Annotated in this window: 25 protein-coding genes; 12 read left to right on the top strand and 13 right to left on the bottom strand. The window is 72.1% G+C overall.

What is annotated here, in order from left to right:
- Window positions 1-7: 7 nt before the first annotated feature.
- Window positions 8-961, bottom strand: coding sequence for a co-chaperone YbbN (locus L2K70_RS18870; RefSeq protein WP_236404843.1), 954 nt, complete (start codon window positions 959-961; stop codon window positions 8-10).
- A gap of 58 nt (window positions 962-1,019) precedes the next feature.
- Between L2K70_RS18870 and L2K70_RS18875 the strand changes: the two genes are divergently transcribed.
- From L2K70_RS18875 to L2K70_RS18885, 3 genes are all read left to right on the top strand, one after another.
- Window positions 1,020-1,607 (top strand): GtrA family protein, encoded by a 588-nt coding sequence (locus L2K70_RS18875; protein ID WP_236404846.1) that lies wholly within the window; start codon window positions 1,020-1,022, stop codon window positions 1,605-1,607.
- A 49-nt stretch (window positions 1,608-1,656) separates the two neighbouring features.
- Entirely contained in the window at window positions 1,657-2,382 is a 726-nt protein-coding gene (locus L2K70_RS18880; protein ID WP_236404847.1) for an SDR family oxidoreductase, read from the top strand.
- 166 nt (window positions 2,383-2,548) lie between these two features.
- Window positions 2,549-3,091: a hypothetical protein gene (locus L2K70_RS18885; protein ID WP_236404848.1), complete on the top strand. Its 543-nt coding sequence runs from the start codon at window positions 2,549-2,551 to the stop codon at window positions 3,089-3,091.
- Between the two features lie 210 nt (window positions 3,092-3,301).
- Here L2K70_RS18885 and meaB read toward each other — a convergent pair whose 3' ends face one another.
- Window positions 3,302-4,258 (bottom strand): methylmalonyl Co-A mutase-associated GTPase MeaB, encoded by a 957-nt coding sequence (gene meaB, locus L2K70_RS18890; RefSeq protein ID WP_236404849.1) that lies wholly within the window; start codon window positions 4,256-4,258, stop codon window positions 3,302-3,304.
- A gap of 7 nt (window positions 4,259-4,265) precedes the next feature.
- Window positions 4,266-5,450 carry an acetyl-CoA C-acetyltransferase gene (locus L2K70_RS18895; RefSeq protein ID WP_236404850.1) on the bottom strand — a complete coding sequence of 395 codons (1,185 nt, stop codon included), beginning with the start codon at window positions 5,448-5,450 and terminating at the stop codon, window positions 4,266-4,268.
- Window positions 5,451-5,565: 115 nt separating this feature from the next.
- Here L2K70_RS18895 and mce point away from each other — a divergent pair, with 115 nt between their 5' ends.
- The 4 genes from mce to L2K70_RS18915 all read left to right on the top strand — a co-directional run bounded on the left by mce (window position 5,566) and on the right by L2K70_RS18915 (window position 10,260).
- Complete coding sequence (gene mce / locus L2K70_RS18900) at window positions 5,566-6,048, top strand: methylmalonyl-CoA epimerase (protein WP_236404851.1); 483 nt, start codon at window positions 5,566-5,568, stop codon at window positions 6,046-6,048.
- 96 nt (window positions 6,049-6,144) lie between these two features.
- The gene (ccrA, locus tag L2K70_RS18905; protein WP_236404852.1) at window positions 6,145-7,485 is read left to right on the top strand and encodes a crotonyl-CoA carboxylase/reductase; all 1,341 of its coding nucleotides are present in this window, start codon (window positions 6,145-6,147) and stop codon (window positions 7,483-7,485) included.
- 181 nt (window positions 7,486-7,666) lie between these two features.
- On the top strand, window positions 7,667-8,941 hold the full coding sequence (locus tag L2K70_RS18910) for a coiled-coil domain-containing protein (RefSeq protein WP_236404853.1): 1,275 nt from the start codon (window positions 7,667-7,669) through the stop codon (window positions 8,939-8,941).
- A gap of 254 nt (window positions 8,942-9,195) precedes the next feature.
- A complete protein-coding gene (locus L2K70_RS18915; protein WP_236404855.1) occupies window positions 9,196-10,260 on the top strand; it encodes an AI-2E family transporter in 1,065 nt (354 codons plus the stop codon).
- On the opposite strand, the gene L2K70_RS18920 is transcribed toward L2K70_RS18915, so the two are convergent.
- Window positions 10,238-11,224: an EamA family transporter gene (locus L2K70_RS18920; protein WP_236404857.1), complete on the bottom strand. Its 987-nt coding sequence runs from the start codon at window positions 11,222-11,224 to the stop codon at window positions 10,238-10,240. The two genes, L2K70_RS18915 and L2K70_RS18920, sit on opposite strands and share 23 nt — an antisense overlap.
- A 38-nt stretch (window positions 11,225-11,262) precedes the next feature.
- On the opposite strand from L2K70_RS18920, the gene L2K70_RS18925 reads away from it, so the two are divergent.
- On the top strand, window positions 11,263-11,799 hold the full coding sequence (locus tag L2K70_RS18925; RefSeq protein ID WP_236404859.1) for a CGNR zinc finger domain-containing protein: 537 nt from the start codon (window positions 11,263-11,265) through the stop codon (window positions 11,797-11,799).
- Here the strand turns inward: L2K70_RS18925 and L2K70_RS18930 are convergent.
- The 4 genes from L2K70_RS18930 to L2K70_RS18945 form a co-directional block, all read right to left on the bottom strand.
- Window positions 11,796-12,605 (bottom strand): alpha/beta fold hydrolase, encoded by an 810-nt coding sequence (locus tag L2K70_RS18930; RefSeq protein ID WP_236404860.1) that lies wholly within the window; start codon window positions 12,603-12,605, stop codon window positions 11,796-11,798. The two genes, L2K70_RS18925 and L2K70_RS18930, sit on opposite strands and share 4 nt — an antisense overlap.
- A gap of 37 nt (window positions 12,606-12,642) precedes the next feature.
- Window positions 12,643-12,882 carry a hypothetical protein gene (locus L2K70_RS18935; protein WP_236404863.1) on the bottom strand — a complete coding sequence of 80 codons (240 nt, stop codon included), beginning with the start codon at window positions 12,880-12,882 and terminating at the stop codon, window positions 12,643-12,645.
- Window positions 12,879-14,354: an MFS transporter gene (locus tag L2K70_RS18940; protein WP_236404865.1), complete on the bottom strand. Its 1,476-nt coding sequence runs from the start codon at window positions 14,352-14,354 to the stop codon at window positions 12,879-12,881. Before L2K70_RS18940 ends, L2K70_RS18935 begins: the two co-directional genes overlap by 4 nt.
- Window positions 14,355-14,455: 101 nt before the next feature.
- Window positions 14,456-15,226 carry a hypothetical protein gene (locus L2K70_RS18945; protein WP_236404866.1) on the bottom strand — a complete coding sequence of 257 codons (771 nt, stop codon included), beginning with the start codon at window positions 15,224-15,226 and terminating at the stop codon, window positions 14,456-14,458.
- A 224-nt stretch (window positions 15,227-15,450) separates the two neighbouring features.
- Between L2K70_RS18945 and L2K70_RS21820 the strand changes: the two genes are divergently transcribed.
- Window positions 15,451-17,877 (top strand): LuxR C-terminal-related transcriptional regulator, encoded by a 2,427-nt coding sequence (locus tag L2K70_RS21820; RefSeq protein WP_236404867.1) that lies wholly within the window; start codon window positions 15,451-15,453, stop codon window positions 17,875-17,877.
- A 54-nt stretch (window positions 17,878-17,931) separates the two neighbouring features.
- Complete coding sequence (locus tag L2K70_RS18955) at window positions 17,932-18,393, top strand: VOC family protein (protein ID WP_236404868.1); 462 nt, start codon at window positions 17,932-17,934, stop codon at window positions 18,391-18,393.
- Window positions 18,394-18,441: 48 nt separating this feature from the next.
- On the opposite strand, the gene L2K70_RS18960 is transcribed toward L2K70_RS18955, so the two are convergent.
- Both L2K70_RS18960 and L2K70_RS18965 read right to left on the bottom strand, forming a co-directional pair.
- The gene (locus tag L2K70_RS18960) at window positions 18,442-20,235 is read right to left on the bottom strand and encodes a 3-hydroxyacyl-CoA dehydrogenase family protein (protein WP_236404869.1); all 1,794 of its coding nucleotides are present in this window, start codon (window positions 20,233-20,235) and stop codon (window positions 18,442-18,444) included.
- A gap of 47 nt (window positions 20,236-20,282) precedes the next feature.
- Complete coding sequence (locus tag L2K70_RS18965; protein WP_236404870.1) at window positions 20,283-21,254, bottom strand: hypothetical protein; 972 nt, start codon at window positions 21,252-21,254, stop codon at window positions 20,283-20,285.
- On the opposite strand from L2K70_RS18965, the gene nucS reads away from it, so the two are divergent.
- Window positions 21,243-21,968 (top strand): endonuclease NucS, encoded by a 726-nt coding sequence (gene nucS / locus L2K70_RS18970; RefSeq protein ID WP_443689450.1) that lies wholly within the window; start codon window positions 21,243-21,245, stop codon window positions 21,966-21,968. The two genes, L2K70_RS18965 and nucS, sit on opposite strands and share 12 nt — an antisense overlap.
- Here the strand turns inward: nucS and L2K70_RS18975 are convergent.
- Window positions 21,965-22,573 carry a 3'-5' exoribonuclease domain-containing protein gene (locus L2K70_RS18975; protein WP_236404872.1) on the bottom strand — a complete coding sequence of 203 codons (609 nt, stop codon included), beginning with the start codon at window positions 22,571-22,573 and terminating at the stop codon, window positions 21,965-21,967. The genes nucS and L2K70_RS18975 overlap by 4 nt on opposite strands.
- A 17-nt stretch (window positions 22,574-22,590) precedes the next feature.
- Here L2K70_RS18975 and L2K70_RS18980 point away from each other — a divergent pair, with 17 nt between their 5' ends.
- Complete coding sequence (locus L2K70_RS18980; RefSeq protein WP_236404873.1) at window positions 22,591-23,040, top strand: DUF952 domain-containing protein; 450 nt, start codon at window positions 22,591-22,593, stop codon at window positions 23,038-23,040.
- A 1-nt stretch (window position 23,041) separates the two neighbouring features.
- Here L2K70_RS18980 and L2K70_RS18985 read toward each other — a convergent pair whose 3' ends face one another.
- The gene (locus L2K70_RS18985; RefSeq protein WP_236404874.1) at window positions 23,042-23,653 is read right to left on the bottom strand and encodes a histidine phosphatase family protein; all 612 of its coding nucleotides are present in this window, start codon (window positions 23,651-23,653) and stop codon (window positions 23,042-23,044) included.
- Window positions 23,646-24,551 carry an FAD-dependent oxidoreductase gene (locus L2K70_RS18990; RefSeq protein ID WP_236404876.1) on the bottom strand — a complete coding sequence of 302 codons (906 nt, stop codon included), beginning with the start codon at window positions 24,549-24,551 and terminating at the stop codon, window positions 23,646-23,648. The genes L2K70_RS18985 and L2K70_RS18990 overlap by 8 nt, the downstream gene beginning before the upstream one ends.
- Between the last annotated feature and the right edge of the window lie 11 nt (window positions 24,552-24,562).

Consider the following 24,562-nt stretch of genomic DNA (forward strand, 5'->3'; position numbering starts at 1 on the left):
GGACGCGTCAGAACAGCGCGGACGCCAGGTTGCGACGACCCGCCAGCACGCGCGGGTCGTCGTTGCCGACGGCGGCGAACAGGCCGAGCAGGTGGTCGCGCGCCTTCGTGCGGTCGGCGTCAGACGTCCGGGCGACGAGGTTGACCAGGCGGGTGAACGCGTCCTCGACGTGACCGCCTAGCATGTCGAGGTCGGCGACCAGCGTCTGCGCGTCGACGTCGTCGGGACGCTCGGCCGCCGCGGCCCGCGCCTCGTTGAGGTCGACGCCCTGCGTGCGCTGCATGACCTTGGCCATCGCCAGGCCGCCGGCGGCCTCGACGTCGGCCGGGTTGGCGTCGAGGAGCTTCTGGTACTCCCGCACCGCCCCGTCGATGTCACCGGCGACGAGCGCGTCCTGGGCGGGGGCGTAGCGCGGGTCGATCGGCTGCTCCTCGCCCTCGGCGGGCGCGCCGGCGCTCGAGCGCGGCTGGTGACGCCCGGCGATCCCCTGGGCCGTGAGCTGCTGGCCGACCTGGTGGAGCGCGGTGCGCAGCTCGTCGATCGGCAGGGCGTCCTGCATGAGCGGCATCGGGCGACCGTCGACGACGGCGACGACCAGCGGGATCGACGGGATCTGCATGGCCTGCGCGATCTGCGGCACCGCGTCGATGTCGACGAGGCCGAGCAGGTAGCGGCCCTCGTGCTCGTCCACGACCGTCACGAGGTCGTCGGCGAGCTGGCCGCTCTCGGGCATGCGGGTGCGCGAGTAGAACGCCAGCAGCACCGGGGCCGTCATCGACTGCTCGAGGAGACCCTGGAAGTTGGCCTCGTCCACCCGGACGGCGTACGACGACCCCGTGCCGGCCGGCGTGCCGCCCGAGCCTCCGACGGGAGGACCGGCCGGCGCCCCCGCCTGCGGTGCGGGTCGGCCCAGCCCGGAGAGGTCGATGGCACCGGGGCGGCTGAAGGGCTGCTGCGTCATGGGGACAATCCTAGGGAGAGCGCCCACGCGCGGGCGTCGGGGTGGGTAGCCTCACTGCATGGCATCGCGGGGCAGCGCCCTCTTCGTGCGCCACCGGCGGAACCTCGGCCTGCTGGCGCGCTTCGGCGTGGTGGGAGGATCCGGCGTCATCGTCAACCTCGTGACGCTGGTCGTGCTGCGGCGCCTCGGCCCGCACTTCGAGGACGCGGTCGTCGGCCTCGGGAGCTCGGGGTTCAACCTCCGCTGGTACCACGTCTTCTCCACCATCGCCTTCCTCGTGGCGAACCTCTGGAACTTCCAGCTCAACCGCAGCTGGACCTTCCACAGCAGCAGGGCCGCCGGCTGGTGGCGCGAGTACTGGCCCTTCCTGGTGGTCGGGTTCGGCGGCCAGGTGGTGGGCCTCGCGCTGCTCACGCTCCTCATGCACCCGCACTCCCCCGTGAGCCTGCCCACGAGCGTCTTCGACGACTCCAGCGGGCTCCGCAACCGCCTCTACTGGTCCCAGCTGATCGTCATCGCGCTCGTGATGCCGGTGTCCTTCGTGTTCAACAAGCTGTGGACCTTCGCGGCGGTCCGGACGGGTCGACCCGACCTCGCCGACCCCCTCTTCGAGGAGGAAGTGCTCGAAGTGGGACCTCACCCCTAGGCGTGGTAGAACACCGGATCGAAGGGCGACGTCGACGGGAGGCGCACCCATGACTTCGGGGTCATACGACTTCGCCGGCTACCAGGTGCTGGTGGTGGGCGGCACGCGGGGCGAGGGCCACACCATCGCCACCTCCTTCGCGGAGGCCGGGGCCTCGGTGGCGGTCACCGGCACGATGACGCTGCGGGCCCTGTACGACACCGACCTGACGCCGTTCGACTACGAGTCGGTCAACCTGGCCCGGCAGGACTCGATCGACCACCTCGTGGGCATGGTCGACCACCTCGACGTGCTCGTCCTCGCGGCTTCGGCGAACCTCCCCCACGGCCTCCCGCCCGACGAGCAGGCGTTCATCGCCCAGGCGGTGCGCTCCGGGCTCCTCGGGCCGACGTTCCTCACCACCCGGCTGCGCCTCAAGCTCAGCCAGAGTCCCGCCCTCGGCGGCGGCTGCGTCGTCAACACCGGCGCCGTACGCACGTGGCTGGAGCTCTCCTCGAGCGCCGACGAGGCGCAGGCACAGGTCATCGAGTCGACCGCGCGGGCCGGCGAGAACTGGGCCGGGCTGGGTGTCCGGGTCAACTCCGTGCTGCACGAGACGCGCCCGGTGCTCCCCCGCCAGTACGTCCCCCGCGCCGGCAGCAGGGTCGCCGGCACCACCCTGGTTCGCGGTCAGGGGCAGGGCACCCGCGCCGGCGAGGCGGTGGCCGACTCGGTGCTGTTCCTCGCGAGCAGCGCCGCCTCCCGCATCACCGGGCAGACCCTCCGCCTCGGCTGAGGGAGACGGGCTAGTACGACCGGGTGGTTCTGCTGCCGCCGCGTCCGTGTTGCCGGTGAACGGATCGCGCGACGGCTACGGTTCGTCCACAAAGGCAACGAAGCTGACACATCGCGAGGGCGTGGGGCCCCGGTCGGTTGCCGTGACGCAGGGGAAGGACGTTCCGATGGTGGCACCGCGTGGAGGGGCAGTCCGCTGGCAGGGCCGGGCCTCGGACTTCAGGCGTGACCAGGTCCGCGCACGGGGGCAGTGGCCGGCCGAGGTCGACGTCCGCCGCGACCCGGGGAGCACGGCCCGGACCCGGGAGCCGGCCTCGGAGGAGATGGTGTCGATGGAGGCGCTGTGGAGGTCGTTCGTCGACGTCCTGGACGCCGTCGAGGCGCCCACGTACGCCCTGCTGTCCACCGAGTCGGGCTTCCCGCTCCGGGCGCACGGGTACGGCGCGCGCGACCTCGTGGCGGCGGTGCGCGCGGCCGGCAGCACCTTCGACAGGCGGCGGGCCGACGCCACCGTGGAGGGCGACGTCGCCACGCTCGAGGTCGTGTCGGGCGTGACCCAGACCGTCATCGCCACGATCAGCTCGCCGCGCGGCCGGCACCTGCTCGCGGTCACCGCCGACGAGGTGAGCATGCCCGTGCTCCGCGCCTGGACCCACCACACGGCCACGCGGTTCGCCTCGATCCTCGCCCGCGCGGACGCACCGAGGTAAAAACCTTCCCGTCCGTCGCCACCCGCGGCGGATGCCGGATACAATCTCCACAACGCGGTAACAAAACACCCACAGCGGGTGGTGCCGCCCGAATGATGACGCTGGTTCCCCCACCCGCCATCGCCCACGAGCCGAAACCCCACAGCATCAGGCGGCTCGTGGGCGGGGCGGGGCCTCCGCCGGGGACCTCGCGACGACGGGGCACCCGCGTCAGGTCCGCGCGACGACCTCGTCCGCGGCTGCGTAGGGGTCGACCTCACCGCCGGCCACGCGCGCGGCCAGGTCGTCGAGGTCGGCGCTGCCGGAGCGCTCCCACCGCTGGCGCACCGCGGCGAGGGCGATCGCCTCGACCTCGCTCCGCGCCCGCGCCGTACGACGACGGGCGAGCTCACCGGAGTCGTCGAGCCACGCCGCATGGCGGTCGACCTCGGCCAGCAGCCCGTCGATCCCCAGCCCCGTGCTGGCCACGGTCTGCACCACCGGGGGCCGCCAGGCACCCTCTGGCCGCTCGGCCATCGACAGCATCGTGCGCAGCTCGCGGCGGGTGCGGTCGGCGCCCTCCCGATCCGCCTTGTTGACGGCGTACACGTCACCGATCTCGAGGATCCCGGCCTTGGCCGCCTGGATGCCGTCGCCCATCCCGGGCGCGAGGAGCACGAGGGTGGTGTCGGCGAGGCCGGCCACCTCCACCTCGCTCTGGCCGACGCCCACCGTCTCCACGACCACCACGTCGCAGCCGGCGGCGTCGAGGACCCGCACCGCCTGCGGGGTGGCGCGGGCCAGGCCGCCGAGGTGCCCGCGGGCACCCATGGAGCGGATGAAGACGTCGGGGTCGAGCGCGTGGTCGCCCATCCGGACGCGGTCACCGAGCAGGGCGCCACCGGAGAACGGCGAGGACGGGTCGATGGCCAGCACGCCCACGCGGCGGCCGTCGGCCCGCAGGGCACCGACGAGCGCACTGGTCGAGGTGGACTTCCCGACGCCAGGCGCCCCGGTGATGCCCAGGACGTGGGCTTTCCCGGTGTGCGCCCGGAGCTCAGCCATCACCTCGCGCAGGACCGGGGAGTCGGTCTCGACAAGCGTGATCAGGCGGGCTACCGCGGCCGGCTCGCCCCCGCGCGCCCGGGCGACGAGGTCGGGGACCGACGGGGTGCCCCGTGGCGGCACGGCAGCCTCAGGAGGCGGGCACGCGGAGGATCAGGGCGTCGCCCTGGCCGCCGCCGCCGCAGAGCGCGGCCGCACCGGTCCCGCCGCCGCGACGCTGGAGCTCGAGGGCCAGGTGGAGCACGATGCGGGCCCCGGACATGCCGACCGGGTGGCCGAGCGCGATCGCGCCGCCGTTGACGTTGACCTTGTCCTGGTCGACGCCGAGCTGGCGGGCGGACTCGATGCCGACCGCGGCGAAGGCCTCGTTGAGCTCGAACAGGTCGATGTCGGACACCGCGATGCCCTCCTTCTCAGCGGCCTTCGCGATCGCGTTGGCCGGCTGGAGCTGGAGGGAGGAGTCGGGGCCGGCCACCTGGCCGGACGCGCCGATCTCGGCGAGCCAGGTCAGGCCGAGCTCCTCGGCCTTCGCCTTGCTCATCACGACGACGGCGCAGGCGCCGTCGGAGATCTGGGAGGCGGATCCGGCCGTGATCGTGCCGTCCTTGGCGACGGGGCGCAGCCCGGCGAGGGACTCCACGGTCGTGTCGCCGCGGATGCCCTCGTCCTCGCTGACGGTGATGTCGCCCTTGCGGCTCGGGATCGTGACCGGGACGACCTCGTCGTCGAAGACGCCGTTCTTCCACGCGAGCGCCGCGCGCTGGTGCGACTGGGCCGAGAAGGCGTCCTGCTCCTCGCGGGTCAGGTTGGCGCCGGCGGCGTTGCAGCCGTCGGTCAGGCTGATCATCGCCTGGTGGGTGAACTGGTCGTAGAGCGCGTCGTAGGCCATCGAGTCGACCAGCGCGGTGTCGCCGTACTTGAAGCCCTCGCGGCTCTTGGGGAGCAGGTGCGGCGCCTGGGTCATCGACTCCATGCCGCCGGCCACGACGATCTCTTGCTCGCCGGCGCGGATCAGCTGGTCGGCCATCGCGATCGCGTTGAGGCCGGACAGGCAGACCTTGTTGATGGTGATCGAGGGGACGTTCATCGGGATGCCTCCCTTGACCGCCGCCTGGCGGGCGGTGATCTGGCCGGCACCGGCCTGGATGACCTGGCCCATGATCACGTAGTCGACCTGCTCGCCGGTGACGCCGGCCTTCTCGAGCGCGCCCTTGATGGCGACGCCACCGAGGTCGGCGGCCGACTGGTCCTTGAGGCCACCCAGCAGGCGGCCGATGGGGGTACGCGCTCCAGCGACGATCACAGAACTGGTCATGCGCCCGACGATACCCACCGTCGTGGGCGCCGCGGCAGTGGCTGTGAGGCACCCGGCGTGAGGCACACGTCACACCCCCTCGCGCCCCTGCTCACCTGCGTGCACGATGTGGCCCATGACCGACCAGGCAGCCGCGAACCAGCTCCCCGACGACGTCCAGCACCTCTTCACCGCCATCGACCACGTGGGGATCGCCGTGGCGGACCTCGACGAGGCGATGGCCTTCTACCGCGACACCTACGGCATGCGGGTCCTCCACGAGGAGGTCAACGAGGAGCAGGGCGTGCGCGAGGCGATGGTCGGCGTCGGCCCCGGCTCGTCCAACCCGTCGGGCTCGTGCATCCAGCTGCTCGCGCCGCTGACGCCGGAGTCCACCATCGCGAAGTTCCTCGACCGCAACGGACCGGGCATCCAGCAGCTCGCGTTCCGTGTCGACGACGTCGAGCACGTCGCCGGCGTGCTGCGCGAGCGCGGCCTCCGGCTGCTGTACGACGCCCCGCGCCGTGGCACCTCCGACAGCCGCGTCAACTTCATCCACCCCAAGGACGCCGGCGGGGTGCTCGTCGAGCTGGTGGAGCCCGCCCGCGCCCCGCACTGAGCGACGTACCTCACACACTGCCCCACTCGAGGTTACTCGCCGGTACCTTGACCCGATCCCACCGATCCCTCACCGCCCCTGACGCAGGAGACAGCCGTGCAGAAGATCCTCGACGCCATCCAGTCCGACAGCGCCACCCCGGACGACTTCGCCTCCCTGGAGCTCCCCGAGTCCTACCGCGCCGCCTTCGTGAAGAAGGACGAGGTCGACATGTTCGAGGGCCTCACCGCCAAGGAGAAGGACCCGCGCGAGTCCCTCCACGTCGAGGACGTCCCGCTGCCCGAGCTCGGACCCGGCGAGGCCTTCGTCGCGGTGATGGCGAGCGCGATCAACTACAACACCGTGTGGACCTCGATCTTCGAGCCGGTCTCCACCTTCGGCTTCCTCGAGCGCTACGGCCGCAGCTCCGAGCTCACCAAGCGCCACGACCTGCCCTACCACGTCGTCGGCTCCGACCTCGCCGGCGTCGTGCTCAAGACCGGCCCCGGCGTCACCCGTTGGAAGCCGGGCGACCGCGTCGTCGCCCACTGCCTGTCGGTCGAGCTCGAGGGCCCCGACGGCCACAACGACACGATGCTCGACACCGAGCAGCGGATCTGGGGCTTCGAGACCAACTTCGGCGGCCTCGCCGACGTCGCGATGGTCAAGGCCAACCAGCTGATGCCGAAGCCCGAGCACCTCACGTGGGAGGAGGCGGCCTCCCCCGGCCTCGTGAACTGCACGGCGTACCGCCAGCTCGTCTCCACCAACGGCGGCAACATGAAGCAGGGCGACAACGTCCTCATCTGGGGCGCCTCCGGAGGCCTCGGCGGCTTCGCGACGCAGTACGCCCTCAACGGCGGCGCGACGCCGGTGTGCGTGGTCTCCAACGAGGAGAAGGCGAAGATCGCGCGGAGCATGGGCGCCGAGCTGATCATCAACCGCTCGGAGGAGGGCTACAAGTTCTGGAACGACGAGGGGACCGAGCAGGACCCGCGCGAGTGGAAGCGCTTCGGCGCCCGCATCCGTGAGCTCACCGGCGGCGAGGACATCGACATCGTCTTCGAGCACCCCGGCCGCGAGACCTTCGGCGCGTCCGTCTACGTCACCCGCAAGGGCGGCACGATCACCACGTGCGCGTCGACGTCGGGCTACATGCACGAGTACGACAACCGCTACCTCTGGATGAACCTCAAGCGGATCATCTCCAGCCACTTCGCCAACTACCGCGAGTCGTGGGAGGCCAACCGCCTCATCGCCAAGGGCAAGATCCACCCGACGCTCTCGAAGACCTACACCCTCGACGAGGTCGGCCAGGCCTCGCTCGACGTCCACCAGAACGCCCACCAGGGCAAGGTCGGTGTCCTCTGCCTGGCGCCCGAGGAGGGTCTCGGCGTGCGCGACCACGAGATGCGCGCGCAGCACGAGACGGCCATCAACCGCTTCCGCGGCGTCTGACCCTGCGAGATCAGAGCGTGATCGGAGGGTGACCTCACCCCTCCGGAGGCACGTCTGAGATTCGTCACACCCCGGCTCACCCCCCTCGGGCGAGCCGGGGTGTCCTCATGTCCGGGCATCGGCAAGACTGAGGGCGACAGTGAACGTGCAGTCCGTACGACGTGAGAGTGGGTGTCGCAGCATGAGCTCCGACCAGGGCCTGTCCATCTTCGACGACGAGCCGGAGACCGGTGACGACGCGGGTGAGGAGACCCAGGTCATGCCGGTGACGAAGCCCGCCACCAGCACGGAGCAACCGGCCGAGGCGACCACGAGGACTTCGGTCGTCAAGCCCGGGCCGGCAGCGCCGGCCGTCGACGAGGCGCCCACCGTCCGGGCGCCGGTCATCCCGCCCCGCGCGGCTCCCGCCCAGCCTCCGGCCCAGTCCCCGGCGGCCGCCCGACCTCCCGTGGTTCCGCCGGCGGCCGCCCCACTGCCCGTCGTACGGCGTGGTGGCTACGACCGCACCGCGGTCGACCAGCGGGTCGGACAGCTCCAGAGCGAGAAGTCCGGGCTCGCCACCAGCCTGGCCAGCAGCGAGCAGCGCGTCATCGAGCTCGAGGCCGAGCTGGAGCGGGTCCGCACGGAGCTCGAGGAGAACTCGAACCCGACCTACGCCGGCCTCGGGGGCCGGGCCACCTCCATGCTCAAGCTTGCTGAGGAGGAGGCCGCCGACGTCCGCACCGCCGCTCGTCGCGACGCCGACGAGATCCGCGCGCAGGCCGAGCGCGACGCCCACAGCATCCGCGCTGACGCCGCTCGTGAGGCCGACGACATGCGGCTGGTCCAGCTCAAGGAGCTCGACGAGATGCGCGCGCGGATCACCGCCGACGCCGAGACCGAGCGCAACCTGGCCAAGGCCGAGGCCGAGGACGTCCTGGCCGCCGCCCGCCGCGAGTCCGACCAGCTGCGGCTCGCTGCCCAGCAGGAGACCAACGAGCTCCGGGTGACCGCAACCCGGGAGGCCGAGCAGGCGCGCGCGGCTGCGGACCGGGAGGTCCAGGAGGCCCGCCGCACCCTGGCGGTGGAGAAGGAGCGGCTCGCCCGCGAGGCCGCCGAGCACCACTCCAACGCCACCGCCGAGACCCAGCGGCTCGTGGCCGAGGCCGAGGAGCGGGCGTCCGCCGCCGAGCAGCGCGCCCGCGAGGCGACGGCCCAGGCCAACGCGCACCGTCAGCAGGCACAGAGCGAGGCCGAGGGCCTGCTCGCCCGCGCCCGCCGCGAGGCGGAGCAGGTGGTGGCCTCCGCGCGCACCCAGGCCGACTCGATCGGCGCGACCCGCGCCGCGGAGGCCGAGCGCGAGCTCGCCAACATCCAGGCGGAGGTCGAGCGGATCACCAAGCGCCGCGACGCGATCACGGCCCAGCTCGGTGCCCTGCGCGACGTGGTCGCGGGCTTCGCCGAGGACAAGTCCTGAGCTGGCGCGACCGGCTCCGCGAGGCCACGACCTCGCGCGACGCCGACCCCAGCGACGACCCCAGCGACGACGGCACGGACGCCGAGCTGCCGCCGGAGCTCGAGGAGGTCGTCGAGCAGGTCAGTGAGGACGCCGACCGTGCGGAGGCCGCGGCCGACGCTGCCGAGGAGTCGGCGAAGTCGGCGGCAGCGATCGCCGAGCAGATCGACGACTCCGTCGACCTCGTCGTCGACGACGAGCACCCGCTCCCCTACGTGCCCGCCCCGGCCGAGCCGGCCCCGACGCCGCTGCTGCTGCGCCACTCCCCGTTCAAGATCGGGTTCTTCGGCGCCCTGGGCGCAGTCGTCGCCGTCTTCCTGACCAACCAGCTGCTCAGCATCTCCTCGGTGCTGATCCTGCTCGTGATGTCGATGTTCCTGGCCGTCGGGCTCAACCCGGTCGTCGAGTTCTTCATGCGTCGCGGCGTGCGCCGCGGCCTGTCCGTGCTGCTGGTGCTCGTCGTCGTGATCGGTGTGCTGGCGATGTTCGTCGTCGCCGTCGCACCCGTCATCAGCGACCAGATCGCGCAGATCACCCGCAACGCTCCGGGCTGGCTCGACGACCTCCAGGCCAACAGCCAGGTGCAGAAGCTGGACGACCAGTTCGACATCATCGCCAAGGTCCAGGAGTACATCCAGAACGGCGAGTTCGGCCAGAAGGTGTTCGGGGGTGCGCTCGGCGTCGGCCTCCGCGTGCTCTCCGCGCTCACCAACAGCCTGATCGTGATCGTGCTGATGATCTACTTCCTGGCCTCGCTGCCCAGCATCAAGCACGCCGGCTACTCGCTGGCGCCGGCGTCGAGGCGTCCCCGGGTCAGCGAGCTCGGTGACCGGATCATCCGCTCGACCGGTGCCTACGTGGCCGGGGCGTTCCTCGTCTCGGTCTGCGCCGGCATCAGCACGCTGATCTTCTCGTTCGTGGTGGGCCTCGGCGACTACGCCTTCGCGCTGGCCTTCGTGGTCGGGCTCTTCTCGCTGATCCCGGTGGTGGGCGCCGTCGTCTCCGGCGTGGTCATGACGCTGCTCGGCCTGACGGTCTCACCCACGATCGCACTGGTGGCGCTCGTCTACTACCTCGCCTACCAGCAGTTCGAGTCCTACGTGATCTACCCGCGGATCATGAAGAAGTCGGTCGACCTGCCGGGCTCGGTCACGGTCGTGGCCGCGCTCGTCGGTGGCTCACTGATGGGCGTCGTGGGCGCGCTGCTCGCCGTACCCGTCGCCGCGGCTCTCCTGCTCCTGCACCGCGAGGTGTTCCTCAAGCGGCAGGACGCTCGCTGACCTCGAGCTCGTCGTCGGGCAGCGGCTCGGCGACCAGCGGCGTCCGGCCCTCCCCCAGCTTGACCACGACGACACCGACCAGCACCAGCACACCGCCGGCGAGCTGGACGCCGCGCGGCAGCTCGTCGAGCAGCAGCCACGCCCAGATCACCGCGGCCAGGACCTCGCCGAGCGCCACGAACGACGCCAGGCGGCTGCCGAGGCGGCGGCCGGCCGCGATGCCGGTGACGTAGGAGAACGCCGCGGTCACCAGGCCCAGCGCCACGACCGGGATCCACCACGCCACGGCGCGGCCGTCGTACACCGCGTCCGCCGTGGAGGCACGGAAGGGCAGCAGGCCCGAGAGGCCGGCCGCGAGGAGGACGACCCCGCCGACCAGGAGGCCGCCGGCGGCCAGCGTGATGCCGGGCAGGCCGTTGTCCTCGTCGGCGGAGATGATGAAGTACGTCGCCGCGCCGACCATCGCGCCGAGTGCCCACAGCACGCCCACGGCGCTCAGCTCCGCCCCGGAGACGACGTCGAGCACCAGCACGAGACCCGCCGCGGCGATCCCCGCGCCGAGCAGCGTGACGGCCGACGGCCGGTGCCCGTGGCGCAGCCACAGCCAGACGACGACGGCAACTGGAGCGGTGTACTCCAGCAGCAGCGCGACGCTGACCTGCATGTAGGAGACGGCGTAGAAGTAGCACAGCTGTGCCCCGGCGACGGCGGCGACGCCGTAGACACCGATCACGCCGGCGTTGGTGCGGACCAGGTGCCACCGACCCCGCAGGGCGAGCACGCCCGGGACCACGAGCACCGCGGCGGCGATGGCGATGCGCAGGGCGACCGTCGCCCCGGCGCTCCACCCCGTGTCGAGCAGCCCGCGGGCCAGCACGCCGGACAGGCCGAACGAGGCCGCGGACGCGACCGCCAGCGCGAGGCCGGTGGTCGTCCGGGAGGTGTCATGCGTCAAAGCCGTCACGGTCATGACACTATGGCGGCGTCCTGTAATGTGTCAACGTGCTGTTCACGGATGACACCGACGCGTCCCTGCGGGCCGCGGTCGCGCTGGCCAACTCCACCGACGAGCCCGGCGAGCCCCTCGGCTCGGTCGAGGACCTGTCCGCCTTCCTGGCCTCCTGGCCCTACACCGGCCGGCTCGACGCGACGGAGGCCGAGCTCGACGCCGTACGCCGTCTCCGGCCGGCGCTCCGGGCCCTCCTGCTCGCCGAGCGCGACGAGGCGGTCGAGATCGTCAACGGCATGCTCGCCGAGGCGAAGGCGGTCCCCCAGCTCCAACGCCACGACCACTGGGACTGGCACATCCACGCGGTCGACCCCGACCGTCCGCTCGAGGAGCGCGTGATAGTCGAGACCGCGATGGCGATGGTGGACGTGATCCGCGCGGACGAGATGTCGCGGCTCGACCGCTGCGCCGCCGACGACTGCGACGACGTCGTGCTCGACCTCTCCCGCAACCGCTCGCGCCGCTACTGCTCTACCACGTGCGGCAACCGCGAAGCCGTCGCCGCCTACCGGGCCCGCCAGAGGTCCTAGTCGGTCGGGTCCGCCGACGGGAGGAAGCGCCGGAGCACCTCGAGGAAGACCGCGGGCTGCTCCGAGTGGACCCAGTGACCCGCACCCTTCACGAGGACCCGCCGGTTGCGCGGGAACCGACGGTCCATCTCCGGAGCGTGCGCGTCGTCGATGTAGTCGGAGTCGGCGCCACCGACCCACAGCACCGGGCCGTCGTACGACGCCTCCCCCAGCCGGTCGGCCGGCCACCCGGTCAGGCCGTCCATCGACGCGCCGAGCAGGTCGAGGTTGACCTGCCAGTGCCAGCCGGCCCCGTCCTGGCCCTCGGTGCGGCGGAGGTTCTGCAGCAGGAAGCTCCGCACGACCGGGTTGGGAACGGGCTCGCGCAGCGCCTCGTCGGCCTGGCCGCGGCTCTCGAGCGTCGACAGGTCGAGCCCGCGCATGGTCTCGATGTAGCCGACGAACTCCCGGCCGCTCGGGTAGGCGACCGGAGCCACGTCGACGACGACCAGCCGCTCGACCAGCTCCGGGTGCCGGAGCGCCAGGCACATGGCGATCTTGCCGCCCATCGAGTGCCCGACCAGGGCAACGGGCTCCTCGCCCGACCACTGGCCGAGGTCGGCCGCGACGAGGTCCGCCAGGTCGACGTAGTCGAAGCGCTCCGTCCAGGGCGACCGGCCGTGGTTGGGCATGTCGAGCAGCAGCACCCGGTGGTCGGTGCTCAGGGCCTTGGCGGCCTGCGTCCAGTTCTTGCCCTGCCCGAAGAGGCCGTGGCAGAAGACGACGCGTGACCCGGACGTGCCGAGCTCGGTGCGGTGCAGGCTCACCGGAGCATCCTCCCGCACGGGCGGGAGCCTCCGTGCGTCAGGTCGCGACGACCTTGCCGTCGTCGGTGGTGTGGACCAGGCCGTCGCTGGCGGCTAGCGCGAGCGCGCGGTCGAACCGGTTCTCCTCCCACCAGCGCCCGCCGACGATCTCGCGGAGCTGGTCGGGCTCGGTGGGGCCGTGTGCCTCCAGCGCACGGACGATCTGGCCCATCTCGTGGAAGACCTGCCGGTCGCGAGGCCCCTCGGTGGACGGCTTGGGTGGCGGCATCGGGCTCATGCGTTGCTCCTCTCGCGCTGCTCTCCCCCGGACGACGGTTGGTCCTCGGCGGTGAGCGGCTGGGCGATGTCCTCGAGCGACTGCCCCTCGGCCTTGACGCCGAGGAAGATCTCGACGATGCCACCGGCGATCATCAGGGCCGCGCCGAGGTAGTAGCCCGGGGCGATGCCGGTGATGGCGTCCGCCCCGTCGATGAGCTTGCCGAAGAGCAGCGGGCCGGTGATGCCGCCCGCCGCGGTGCCGATGGCGTAGAAGAACGCGATGCACAGCGCCCGGGTCTCCATCGGGAAGATCTCCGAGGCGGTGAGGTAGGCCGCGCTCGCGCCGGCCGAGGCGAAGAAGAAGATGATGACGCCGAAGAGCGTCAGCGTGACCGCGCTCAGGCTGCTCAGCATCGTGCCCGCGACGGCGAGCAGCACGCCGGACAGGATGTAGGTGCCGGCGATCATCTTCACGCGCCCGAGGCTGTCGAACAGCGGGCTCAGCAGCAGCGCCCCGAGGAAGTTGCTGACCGCGAAGATGGCGAGGTACCACCCGGTCTGCTTGACGTCGAGGAACGTGGTGAGGGTGTCGCCGTAGGTGAAGAAGAACGCGTTGTAGAGGAACGCCTGGCCGACGAAGAGCGAGAAGCACAGGATCGTGCGACGCGGGTAGAGCGTGAAGACGGTCTTGGCGATGAGCGGCAGGCTGATCGTCTTGCGCTGGCGGATCGTGATCGTCTGGTCGACGCCGTGCAGGCTCTTGCCCGTCTCCTCCTCGACCGTGTGCTCGATGTCCTTGACGATGCGCTCGGCCTCGTCCTCACGCTCGTGGATGAAGAGCCAGCGCGGGCTCTCCGGCACGTGGCGTCGTACGACGAGGATGCCGACCGCGAGCACGGCACCGAGCCCGAACGCGGCGCGCCAGCCCCAGGCGGGGTCGACGATGTTGGGGTCGAGCAGCGGGATGGTCAGCAGCGAGCCGAGGGCTGCGCCGACCCAGAAGGAGCCGTTGATCGCGACGTCCACCCGGCCGCGGTACTTGGCCGGGATCAGCTCGTCGATCGCGGAGTTGATGGCGGCGTACTCACCGCCGATGCCCATTCCGGTGAGGAACCGGCAGCCGAAGTACCACATCGGGTTCATCGAGAACGCCGTCAGCACGGTGGCGACGGTGTAGACGCCGAGCGTCAGGATGAAGAGCTTCTTCCGGCCGAACCGGTCCGTCAGCTGTCCGAACAGGAGCGCGCCGATGCACGCCCCGGCGACGTACATCGCACCGGCGAGGCCGACGTCGGAGCTGGAGAGGCCGAGCCCGGTGTCGTCGGGCTTGAGCGCCTCCGACATGGAGCCGACGATGGTGACCTCGAGGCCGTCCAGGATCCAGACGGTGCCGAGGCCGATGACCACGAGCCAGTGCCACCTGGCCCACGGCAGTCGGTCCATCCGGGCGGGGATGTCAGTGGTGATCGTGCCTGTCTCGACTCCGGCCATGTCTCGCGACGCTAGACCTGCGGAATCAGGAGTGCGCACACCCTTGCGGGGGAGGGACCTCCCTGGGGGTGAACGCAGAGTTGAGGGGACGGTGAGCGGCCTCAGAAGTCGAAGCCGTCGAACCCGTCGAACATCCCGCCGATGCCGTCACCGATGCCGCCGAACATGTCGCCGAGACCCTCGCCGATCGCGCCGATCCCGTCGCCGATCCCGTCGAAACCACCGCCGAAGAGCATCCCCATGAACATCCAGTCCATCGGGCCGAAGGTGCCGAAGTAGCCCTGCGCGTAGGGCTGGTAGGCGCGGCCGCCCTGCCAGTAGGGCACGCGGCGCGAGCCGACCATGACCTTGCGGATGTCGGGCTCCGCGCCCGCCCGCACGCGCTCGACGTCGAGGGCGCAGGCGGGCACGTCGCGCTGGGCACCGCCCGGTGGCGTCCACGGCACGTCGGCCACCGACAGGCCGTGGCGCGGGTCGAAGAAGCACGGTGGGCGTCGCTGCGGCAGGGGCTCGCCGGCCACACGGGCGCGGACGCACGCCATGGCGTAGCGACCGTCCTCGAGGATCTCGGTCACGTGCCGTACGTCCTCGGCCCGGGTGAGCGCGGCGGCCGCGGTCTTCGCGGACTCGTACGCGTCGAGCGCACGCTGGTAGTCGGCGTTGGCGCCCGGGTCAAGCTCCTGGCCGGCCAGGTCGATGTCGAGGTCCTGGAGCTCGACGCCGAGGGCCGTGACGTCCTCCTCGGCGAGCCGCTTCACGGGTGCGATCTCGGCCTCCGCGCGCTCGAGCTCGCGCCGCTTGTTCGTCCTCCCCGCGGCCACGGCGACCGCCGTCAGCCCGCCGAGGACGACCAGCACGAGCACGAGTTCCATGGCGCCAGCCTACGCAGCGGGCCAACACGGACAGGCCGCGCATCGACCCCCGACGATGCCCGGCCTGCCCGGAGAAACGGCCGGCGGTCGCGAGACCCTCCCCTGTGCGGTCCCGCCACCCCTCGGCGCGGGTCAACCCTCCCCCGAACGGGTGGGCGCGGGCATCCGTAGTCCTACGTAACTCATTCCCGGGCACACCGTCCGATCGGCGATAGATTCGTCCCGTGCTCTCTCCGTGCCTGGGTCGCGACGACGTCCGGCGTGCGTTGGGCCAGGCGCTCGAGGAGTCCCGCTGGGTGACGGTGGTGGGCCCTCCCGGCAGCGGCAAGACCTTGATCGTGCGTCACGTCGCGGCCGAGCGACAGACGTCGTGGGTCGACGCACGGAGCCTGCGGACGATCGACGAGCTGCTCGCCGCGGCGTTGGAGAGCCTCGACTCGGAGACCGCTCCCGGCGACTCGCTCGCCGGTGCGCTCGGGCGGGCCGTCGACGGCCGCGACTGCCTGCTGGTGCTCGACGGGCTCGACCTCGACGCGACGGGGGCGGGCCCCGTCCTCCAGACGATCGTCGACGGCACGACCGACGCCCGGGTCGTCGTGACCGCGCTCGCCACGGCCGACCAGCCCCACGAGTCCGTCGTACGGGTGGGGCCGCTGCCGGTCCCCTCGACCCGCGCGCCCCTGGAGGGTCCCGCGGTCGAGCTCTTCCTGCGCCGCATCCGGGCAGCTGGCGGACCGTCGGTCGACCTCGAGCAGCAGGAGCGGGAGGTACGCCGACTGCTGCGCGCCACTGGTGGGCTGCCGCTCCTCATCGAGCAGGTCGCCGTCCAGTCCGCGCTGGTCGGGCTGAGCAACGCGATGTCGACGGTCAGCCTCGAGGACGCCGTCGACTCCGCGCACGACCTCCTCGACGACGACAGCGCCACCGCGCTGCGCCGGATCGGGCTCCTGGACTTCCCGGTCGGGCTCGGGGTGCTGGCCCGCGTCCTCGACCGGTCCCCGCAGCGCTCCGCCGAGCTGGCCGGCAACCTCGTGCGACGCAGCCTCGTCGAGGTCGTGCACGGCAAGTTCGACATGCTCTCCCCCATCCGCGGCCGCGCCCGCGCGCTCGCCCGGCCCGAGGACGTCGCGGCGGTCGAGTCGGGCCTGCTGGCCTGGGCCGACGACAACGCCCCCGCCGACGACAACTACGGCGCGGCCGACGCCGACTGGCTCCACGACCTGCCCGCGATGCGCCACGCCGTGCTCACCGCGTGCGCGAAGCCGGAGACCCGCGCCCACGGATACTCGGTGGCCAACCGGATCTTCTCGTCCCTCTACACCTCGATGCGCGCGCGTGACGCCGTCGAGATCCTCGAGGCCGCCGTCGCGAGCGGCGACGGTCCACCGGCCATCGGCGCGCAGATCGCCCGGCGTGCCGGGATCGCGGCCTCCGAGGTGCGCGGGACCTACGAGGGGCTGTGGCTGCTCGACCGCGCCGACGAGCACGCCTGGGCCGCCGAGCGACCGGAGGAGCAGCTCGCCAAGACCGCGTCGATCCGGGCCGAGATGCACCTCGACGCCGGTGAGATGGAGCTCGCCGAGCGCGAGGCGCGCCGCGCGCTCGAGCTCGACCCGGAGGGCTCGATCCGACGGCAGGCGACCCGCACGCTGGCCGACGTGTTCACCTCGCAGGGTCGCTTCGCCGAGGCCGCGCAGGCGGCCGGCGACGCGCTGCCGGCGCGGATGAGTCGTGACGAGCGGTGGATCAGCCTCTCCGCGCGCACCCTGCTGGCGCGCATCGCGCTCGAGCAGGGCCGCATCGCGGAGGCGGTCGCCGGCACCCGTGCCGTGGTCATCGAGGCACGCGAGCTCGCCGAGGACCGGGTCGGGCTGCTGGCCGAGACCCTCCTGCGCGGGCTCGACCCCACGTGGGAGGCCACGGACGTCGACCGGCAGAGCCTGCCGTGGGCCGTACGGCTCCCCGTGCTCGCCCAGGACGGGCGCGACCTGCTCAACCGCGGGGAGCTCCGCAAGGCCGCCGGGCTCGCGGCCGACGTGGTCGCGCTCGCCGACTCCGCCCGGCTCGGGCGCGACAGCGTCGAGGCCCGGCTCCTGCTGGGTCGGGCCCTGGTCGGCCTCGGGGACGTCGAGCAGGCCACGACCACCTACCTCACCGCCCTCGAGCACTGCCGCACGATGCGGCTGCCGCTGCGTGCCGCCGACGTCCTCGACGGCCTGGCCGGCGTCGCCCGCGAGCGCGACCTCCCCGAGGCCCGCGGGCTGGCGGCCGCCGCGTTCGCGCTGCGCACCCCCCGGATGGCGGTCCGCTGGGGCTACTCCGCCGACTACGACGTCGTGCCCGCCGGCAGGCCTCCGGCCGGGCTGGTCGACGGCGAGGACCTGTCGGACGACGCCGTCACGCTCGTCACCGCGGTCTTCAACCGACCCGCGTCCTCCGCGCCGTCGGTGCTCGACCAGCTGACCGCCGCGGAGCGCCAGGTGGCCGAGCGGGTCGCCCACGGACTGACCAGCCGGGCGATCGCGGAGGAGCTGTTCGTGTCACCCCGCACGGTCGACGCGCACCTGACCCACATCTACCGCAAGCTCGACATCAACACCCGCGCGCGCCTTGCCGGGATCGTCACCGAGCACTCGCGCAGCCACGCCTGACCCGTCACGACGCTCGCGGCGCGGGTGTCGGTGGGCCGCGGCAGGATGTCGTGCATGAGCCGGACGATCCAGGTGACCTTCGACGCCCACGACCCCGAGACGCTGTCCCGCTTCTGGGCGGCCGCGCTGGGCTACGTCAACCCGCCCCCGCCCGGCCGCGAGGTCGCGCCCGGCCAGGACGTCTTCGCGGCGTGGCACGAGTTCCTCCGCGACGTCGGCGTGCCGGAGTCCCAGTGGAACTCCTCCTCCGCCGCGCAGGACCCCGACGGCGACGGGCCGCGGCTGTTCTTCCAGCAGGTGCCCGAGGGCAAGACCGCGAAGAACCGGGTCCACCTCGACGTGCGCGCCGCACCCGGACTCGAGGGCGAGGAGCGGATGGCCGCGCTGGAGGCGGAGTGCGAGCGTCTCGTCGCCCTCGGCGCCACCCGCGTCGAGCGGCACGAGCCCGCGCTGCCGCTCACGGCCGGTCACATCGTGATGACCGACCCCGAGGGCAACGAGTTCTGCCTGGACTGAGCCCTGGACTGAGCCTTGGACTGAGCCCCGGACTGAGCCCTGGCCGACTCAGCGGGCGCTGTAGTCGCGGAAGCCGCGCCCGGCCTTGCGACCGAGGTAGCCGGCCGTGACCAGGTGCTCCAGCAGCGGCGCCGGCGCGAAGCCCGGCTCGCGGAACTCGAGGTAGAGCTCGCGCTGGATCGCCAGGGACACGTCGTTGCCGACGACGTCGAGCAGCTCGAACGGTCCCATCGGCAGCGCACACCCGAGCTTCATGGCCGTGTCGATGTCGTCGGCGGTCGCGTAGTGCGCCTCGAGCATCTTCACCGCGTCGTTGAGGTAGGGGAACAGCAGCGCGTTGACGATGAAGCCCGAGCGGTCGCCGCAGCGCACCGCGACCTTGCCGACCCTCTCGCACAGGGCCAGGACGGTCTCGGTCACCGACTCGTCGGTCGCGACCGTCGAGACGACCTCGACGAGCTTCATGATCGCGGCCGGGTTGAAGAAGTGCATGCCGATGACGTCCTGCGGACGCTTGGTCACCTTGGCCATCGCGATGATCGGCAGCGAGGACGTGGTCGTCGCGAGGATCGCGCCGGGCTTGCAGATCTCGTCGAGGTTCTCGAAGAGCGTGGTCTTGATCGCCAGGTCCTCCGCGATCGCCTCGACGACGAGGTCGACGTCGCGCAGGTCGTCGAGCGCCGTGGTGCCCCGCACCCGGCCGAGCACCTCCGCCTTCTGCTCCTCGGTCGCGCGGCCGCGCTGGATCTGCTTGTCGAAGTTCCTGGTGATGGTCGCGACGACGCCGTCGACCTTGTCCTGGCCACGGCCGGTGAAGAGCACGTCGTAGCCGGCCTTGGCGAAGACCTCGACGATGCCGGCGGCCATCGTGCCGGTGCCGACGACGCCGACCTGCCGGATGTCGTGGTGCAGCGTCGGCTTGTCGTCCTCGCTCGGCGTCTGGGCGTCGGCGACGACGACCGGGCTGTCGGGTGCCTCGTAGGTGTAGAAGCCGCGGCCCGACTTGCGACCCAGCAGCCCCGCGGTGACGTACTGCTTGAGGATCGGAGCGGGTGCGTGCAGGCGGTCACGCCCCTGCTTGTACATCGTGTCGAGGATCTCGTAGGCGGTGTCGAGGCCGATCAGGTCGAGCAGGGCGAGCGGACCCATCGGGTAGCCGCAGCCGAACCGCATCGCTGCGTCGATGTCCTCGCGCGAGGCGTACTTGCCCTCGTACATCGACACGGCGTGGTTGAGGTAGCCGAAGAGCAGGGTGTTGGCGATGAAGCCGGCCTTGTCCCCGCAGACGACGGGGTCCTTGCCGAGGTCGCGGAGCAGGCGCTGGACGTCGTCGAGGACGCTGGGCTCGGTGACCACGGTCTTGATGATCTCGACCAGGTTCTGCACCGGCGCGGGGTTGAAGAAGTGCACGCCGATCACGCGGCCCGGCTTGGAGTTGGCCGTCGAGATCTCGGTGACGCTGAGCGAGGAGGTGTTGGTGGCCAGGACCGCGTCGTCGCGCACGATGCCGTCGAGCGTGGCGAAGATCGACTTCTTGATCGCGAGCGACTCGACCACGGCCTCGACGACGAGGTCCGCTGCGGACAGCGCAGCCATGTCGGTCGTCAGGGTGATCCGGCCGAGCAGCTCGTCCTGCTGCTCCACGGTCATCTTCTCGCGCTTCACCGCGCGCCCGGTGGAGTGCTCGAGATGCTGGCGACCGCGCTCCACGGCGCCGTCGTTGACCTCGACCCCGATGACCTCGTAGCCGTTGCGGGCGAACACCTCCGCGATGCCGGCCCCCATGGTGCCGAGGCCGATCACGCCGACGGTGGAGAACTCGCGAGCAGCAGTGTCAGTCATGCCACGCATGCTCCCACGCCTGTTGCGGGCAGCGGGTGTGGGAACCGTCACTCCGGAGCAGGCACGGGAGGCCGTACGACGACCACCTCGTCGCCCGGCCGTACCGGTCCGGGGCGCACCACCTTCGCGCACAGCCCGCGCAGCCGACGCGGCTTGCCCTCGGGACTGTTGACGAAGGCCATCGCGTCCTTGCCGAACCGCGCGATGAACTTCCCGCACCCGTTGTGCGGCGTCTCGGTGACGACGATGACCGCGCCGTCCGGTCCACCGATGTGCAGCTCGCTCCACGCCGGGAGGTTGTCGTGGGACAGGTCGAGGTCGACGTACATCTGGTCGCCGGCGAGGACCTCCCGCTCGGGATCCTGGGCGAGGAACTGCACGAGCCCGTGGTGCATGAGGTTCAGCTGCATCTCCGGGTCCGGTGCGCCATCGGGCGCGTGCCGGTTGTGGCGCGTCGCCCAGCTGTCGCCGACGAGCCCCTCGACGAGGTCGAGCTGCCCCACCTCGAGCACCTCGCGCTGCCCGATCGCCGGCCGGCGGATCAGGGTCTTCAACGTGCCGATGTCACGAGGCGCGTCGAGCGTCGCCAGCCACGCGTCGAGCTCGGCGCCGGTCCGGTGGGCGCGCAGCACCCGGCGGACCAGCACCCGACCCGGCTGGTCCGCGACGCCCAGCAGCGGTCCCGGGAGCGGCTCGTCCGCCGGGACGGCCGTGAATCCGAGGTCGGCGTACGACGCCGCCTCGGCCCCGGCGTACGGCGACGCGGTGAGCTGGCCGTAGCCCTTGGCCGAGAGCCGCTCGCAGACCGCCTCGACCAGCGCCCGGGTGTTTCCCCCGCCGATGTCGGCGCCGACGACGATCGAGTCGAGGTGCGCGTGCCCGTCGAGGAGGTCGACGCGGATGTGCCCGACGGGCGGGTCGCCGATGACCATCACCATGCCGGGGCGGGTGGCCTCGTGGACCAGGTCGAGCTGGGCGAGGTCGCGGCGGAGCGCGGGGCGCACCTCGTGGTCGGTCACGGGACCACTGTAGATTCGCCCGTCGTGAGGATCGTCGTGGCGCGCTGCCAGGTGGACTATGCCGGGCGGTTGACCGCCCACCTCCCCCTCGCGACGCGCGTGCTGATGCTCAAGTCCGACGGCTCGGTGCTGATCCACTCCGACGGCGGCTCCTACAAGCCGCTCAACTGGATGTCGCCGCCCTGCACCGTCAAGGAGGGTGTCGCCGAGGACGGCCGGCCCGAGTGGGTCGTGACCGCCGGCAAGACCGACGACACCTTGCGGATCCTCATCGACGAGGTGCTCCACGACAGCTCGCACGACCTCGGCGTCGACCCGGGCCTGCAGAAGGACGGTGTGGAGAAGCACCTCCAGGAGCTGCTCGCCGAGCACCCAGCCACCCTGGCCGACGGGCTCACGCTGGTGCGCCGCGAGTACATGACCGCCATCGGCCCCGTCGACCTGATGTGCCGCGACGCCGACGGCCTCTCGGTCGCTGTGGAGATCAAGCGCCGCGGCGAGATCGACGGCGTCGAGCAGCTCACCCGCTACCTCGAGCTCCTCAACCGCGACCCGATCCTCAGCGCCAAGGGGCCGGTCCGCGGCATCTTCGCCGCCCAGGAGATCAAGCCCCAGGCCCGCGTCCTCGCCACCGATCGGGGCATCGCCTGCGCCCTCGTCGACTACGACGCCCTCCGCGGCATGGACGACGGCGCCGAGCACCGGCTGTTCTAGCCGCGATCGCGCGCCCGCCGCATCACCTCGACGAGCAGGTTCGCGTAGCCGCGGGCGTCGTCGATGGCGCGGTGGGTGTGGGGGACGTCGCCGAACCAGGCCTTCGGCAGGTCGTGGACCGAGAAGGTCGCCCAGTCACCGCCGGTGACACCGCAGGCGAGGCTCTTGAGGCAGAGCCCCGGGCCGTGGAACAGCGGGTCGTCGTCGTGGAGCGCCGGGCACACGGAGGTCGACGTGAACCGGCGCAGGTAGTAGTCGACGTACGGTCCGTCGAAGCCGAGCGGCGAGGCGACGAGCTCACGGTCGGGACCCAGGCTCCGCACCCACGCCACGAAGTCGGCCATCACCTGCGGTGCCGGCCGTGGGTCGGTCGTCGCGGCGGCGAGCACCTCGGGCGGCTGCGACTGCCACCAGGCCCACGTCTCGGGGTGCGGCTGCGCGCCGGGCAGCGGCTCCAGCACCGCCTCGAACTCCCCGACCTGGTCTCCGGACGCGGTGACGGCGACCGAGCCGAAGGACAACATGGAGTTCGGGCCCGGGGTGAAGCCGTCGACCTCGATGTCGGTGACGACGTAGACGCGCTCGGCGCTGGATGGGTGAGGCATGTCGCTACCCTCACACGGTGACCGACCGGGTGCCCGACCGCATCTTCCACGTCGCCACCGCGGCCGACTGGCGCCGGACCCTCGAGACCGGGACCTACACCACCTCGACGGTCGGCCGCACGCTCGCCGAGGAGGGCTACATCCACGCGAGCCGGCGCGACCAGGTGCAAGGCGTCTTCGACCGCTACTACGCCGGTCTCGGCGAGGACCTCGTGCTCCTGAGCATCGACCCGGCGCGGCTGACAGAGGCCGAGGTGCGTGTCGAGCCGGTGGGCGACGACACCTACCCCCACGTGTACGGCCCGATCAACCGCCTGGCGGTCGTCGACGTCACGCCGTTGAACCGTCGCGGCGGCCGCGAGACGCTGATGTCGCTGTGGCTCAAGGGGATGGCCCTGCGGATGGGCATCGCGATCGCCGTGATGCTGGTGATCGCGCTGGCGGTCCTCCTCGTGCGGCGGCCCTGACTCAGCCGACCGGGACGCCCGCCCAGCTCCGGCACACCCAGCCGTCACCGTCGGCCTCGAGCGCCACGACGCCGCAGTTGGGCATCGGCCGCTGGTGACCGTGGGTGCCGGGCAGGTTCCGCGCCAGCACGGAGAGGGCCATGCTCATCACTCCTCCGTGGCTGACCACCAGCACCGACTCTCCCCGGTGCTCGTCGGCGATCTCGTCGAGCACCGTGGTCAGCCGCTCCAGGACCTCCGCGCCGCTCTCCCCGCCGGGGATGCGCGCGAGGTGGTCGCCCTCCACCCACGCGGCGAACGTCTCGGCGAACGGGTCGGGGTCGCCGGTGGTCCCGGCGGCGTCCCCGACACCGAACTCGCGCAGACCCTTCCGCACGACCACGTCCACGTCGAGGACGCCCGCGACGATCTCGGCGGTCTGCACGGCACGCGCCATGTCGCTCGCCCAGACACGGCTGATCCGCTCCGGCGCCAGCGTCGCCGCGAGGTCCTTGGCCTGCTGCCGGCCCAGCGGGCTCAGCCAGCCCCCGGCATCGCTCAGCAGCTCGCTCTCGTAGAGCGCCTCGCCGTGCCGGGCGACGAAGACCCGGGCCGCGCACTGGAGGTCAGTCATCGGCCAGCCCCACCACGTCGTCGGCGCAGCCCCACGAGAGGGTGACCCCCGCACCGCCGTGGCCGTAGCAGTGGATGACCTCGCCGACCCGCTCGAGGCGCACCTCGGGCCGCGCCGGTCGCAGCCCCACCTTGTGCCGTACGACACGCGCACCCTCGAGCTCGGGCACGAGCGCGCGGGCACGGTGCAGCACCTGCTCGGCGACCTCGGGATCGGGAGTGCGGCTCCACTCGCCCTCGACGTCGGTCCCCCCGAGCACGATCTCGGCGGTCCGCGGGACGACGTAGGTCAGCCCGGCGCCGTCGAGCGTCCACCGGTCCAGCCCCACCTGCTCGACGACCACGACCTGGCCGCGCACGGGGGTCACCGACGGGTCCGCGCCGAAGTGGCGCGCACCGAGGCCGGTCGCGTTGACGACGAGGCTGCCGTCGTCGGGAAGCGCCGAGAGGTTCATCCGCGTGAGCGTGCCGCCGAGCTCCTCGACCCGCGCGACCAGCCAGCGCAGGTGCACCGGCATGTCGATGACGGGGGCGACGAAGGTCCAGCCGTCGGCGTAGCCGGGCGGCAAGGACGTCTCGCGGTCGAGCGACGGGATCGCCGTGCGCCACCAGGGGTCGGGCTGCGGCGAGCGGAGCACCTCGGTGCCGGTGAGCATCCGCACGCCGCTCCGCTCGTCTGCCGCGAGCCCCGCCAGGACGCCGTACGTCGTGGCGGACCAGGCGGTCACGCGGTCCTGCGGCAGCGCGCGGTACGGGTACCAGAGCGCCGCTGCCACCGCGGAGGTCGTCTCCAGCGGGAGGTCGCGAGCGACGACGTCCACCCGGTGCCCGGCCTCGAGCAGCCGCACGGCGCAGGTCAGCCCCACCACACCGGCCCCGACCACGATCACCCGTCGCATGACGGGGAGTC

The sequence above is a fragment of the Nocardioides potassii genome, assembly GCF_021648885.1.
Lineage (GTDB): Bacteria > Actinomycetota > Actinomycetes > Propionibacteriales > Nocardioidaceae > Nocardioides > Nocardioides potassii.

What these genes read in the sequence shown, in the direction of transcription:
- L2K70_RS18885 (WP_236404848.1), top strand. Translation starts at nt 2,549, where the DNA reads ATGGTGGCACCGCGTGGAGGGGCAGTCCGCTGGCAGGGCCGGGCCTCG.
- L2K70_RS18945 (WP_236404866.1), bottom strand. Translation starts at nt 15,226, where the DNA reads ATGGAACTCGTGCTCGTGCTGGTCGTCCTCGGCGGGCTGACGGCGGTC.
- mce (WP_236404851.1), top strand. Translation starts at nt 5,566, where the DNA reads ATGACCGACCAGGCAGCCGCGAACCAGCTCCCCGACGACGTCCAGCAC.
- L2K70_RS18870 (WP_236404843.1), bottom strand. Translation starts at nt 961, where the DNA reads ATGACGCAGCAGCCCTTCAGCCGCCCCGGTGCCATCGACCTCTCCGGG.
- L2K70_RS18975 (WP_236404872.1), bottom strand. Translation starts at nt 22,573, where the DNA reads ATGCCTCACCCATCCAGCGCCGAGCGCGTCTACGTCGTCACCGACATC.
- L2K70_RS18990 (WP_236404876.1), bottom strand. Translation starts at nt 24,551, where the DNA reads ATGCGACGGGTGATCGTGGTCGGGGCCGGTGTGGTGGGGCTGACCTGC.
- L2K70_RS18910 (WP_236404853.1), top strand. Translation starts at nt 7,667, where the DNA reads ATGAGCTCCGACCAGGGCCTGTCCATCTTCGACGACGAGCCGGAGACC.
- L2K70_RS18960 (WP_236404869.1), bottom strand. Translation starts at nt 20,235, where the DNA reads ATGACTGACACTGCTGCTCGCGAGTTCTCCACCGTCGGCGTGATCGGC.
- L2K70_RS18875 (WP_236404846.1), top strand. Translation starts at nt 1,020, where the DNA reads ATGGCATCGCGGGGCAGCGCCCTCTTCGTGCGCCACCGGCGGAACCTC.
- L2K70_RS18895 (WP_236404850.1), bottom strand. Translation starts at nt 5,450, where the DNA reads ATGACCAGTTCTGTGATCGTCGCTGGAGCGCGTACCCCCATCGGCCGC.
- L2K70_RS18985 (WP_236404874.1), bottom strand. Translation starts at nt 23,653, where the DNA reads ATGACTGACCTCCAGTGCGCGGCCCGGGTCTTCGTCGCCCGGCACGGC.
- L2K70_RS18935 (WP_236404863.1), bottom strand. Translation starts at nt 12,882, where the DNA reads ATGAGCCCGATGCCGCCACCCAAGCCGTCCACCGAGGGGCCTCGCGAC.
- L2K70_RS18880 (WP_236404847.1), top strand. Translation starts at nt 1,657, where the DNA reads ATGACTTCGGGGTCATACGACTTCGCCGGCTACCAGGTGCTGGTGGTG.
- L2K70_RS18955 (WP_236404868.1), top strand. Translation starts at nt 17,932, where the DNA reads ATGAGCCGGACGATCCAGGTGACCTTCGACGCCCACGACCCCGAGACG.
- L2K70_RS18940 (WP_236404865.1), bottom strand. Translation starts at nt 14,354, where the DNA reads ATGGCCGGAGTCGAGACAGGCACGATCACCACTGACATCCCCGCCCGG.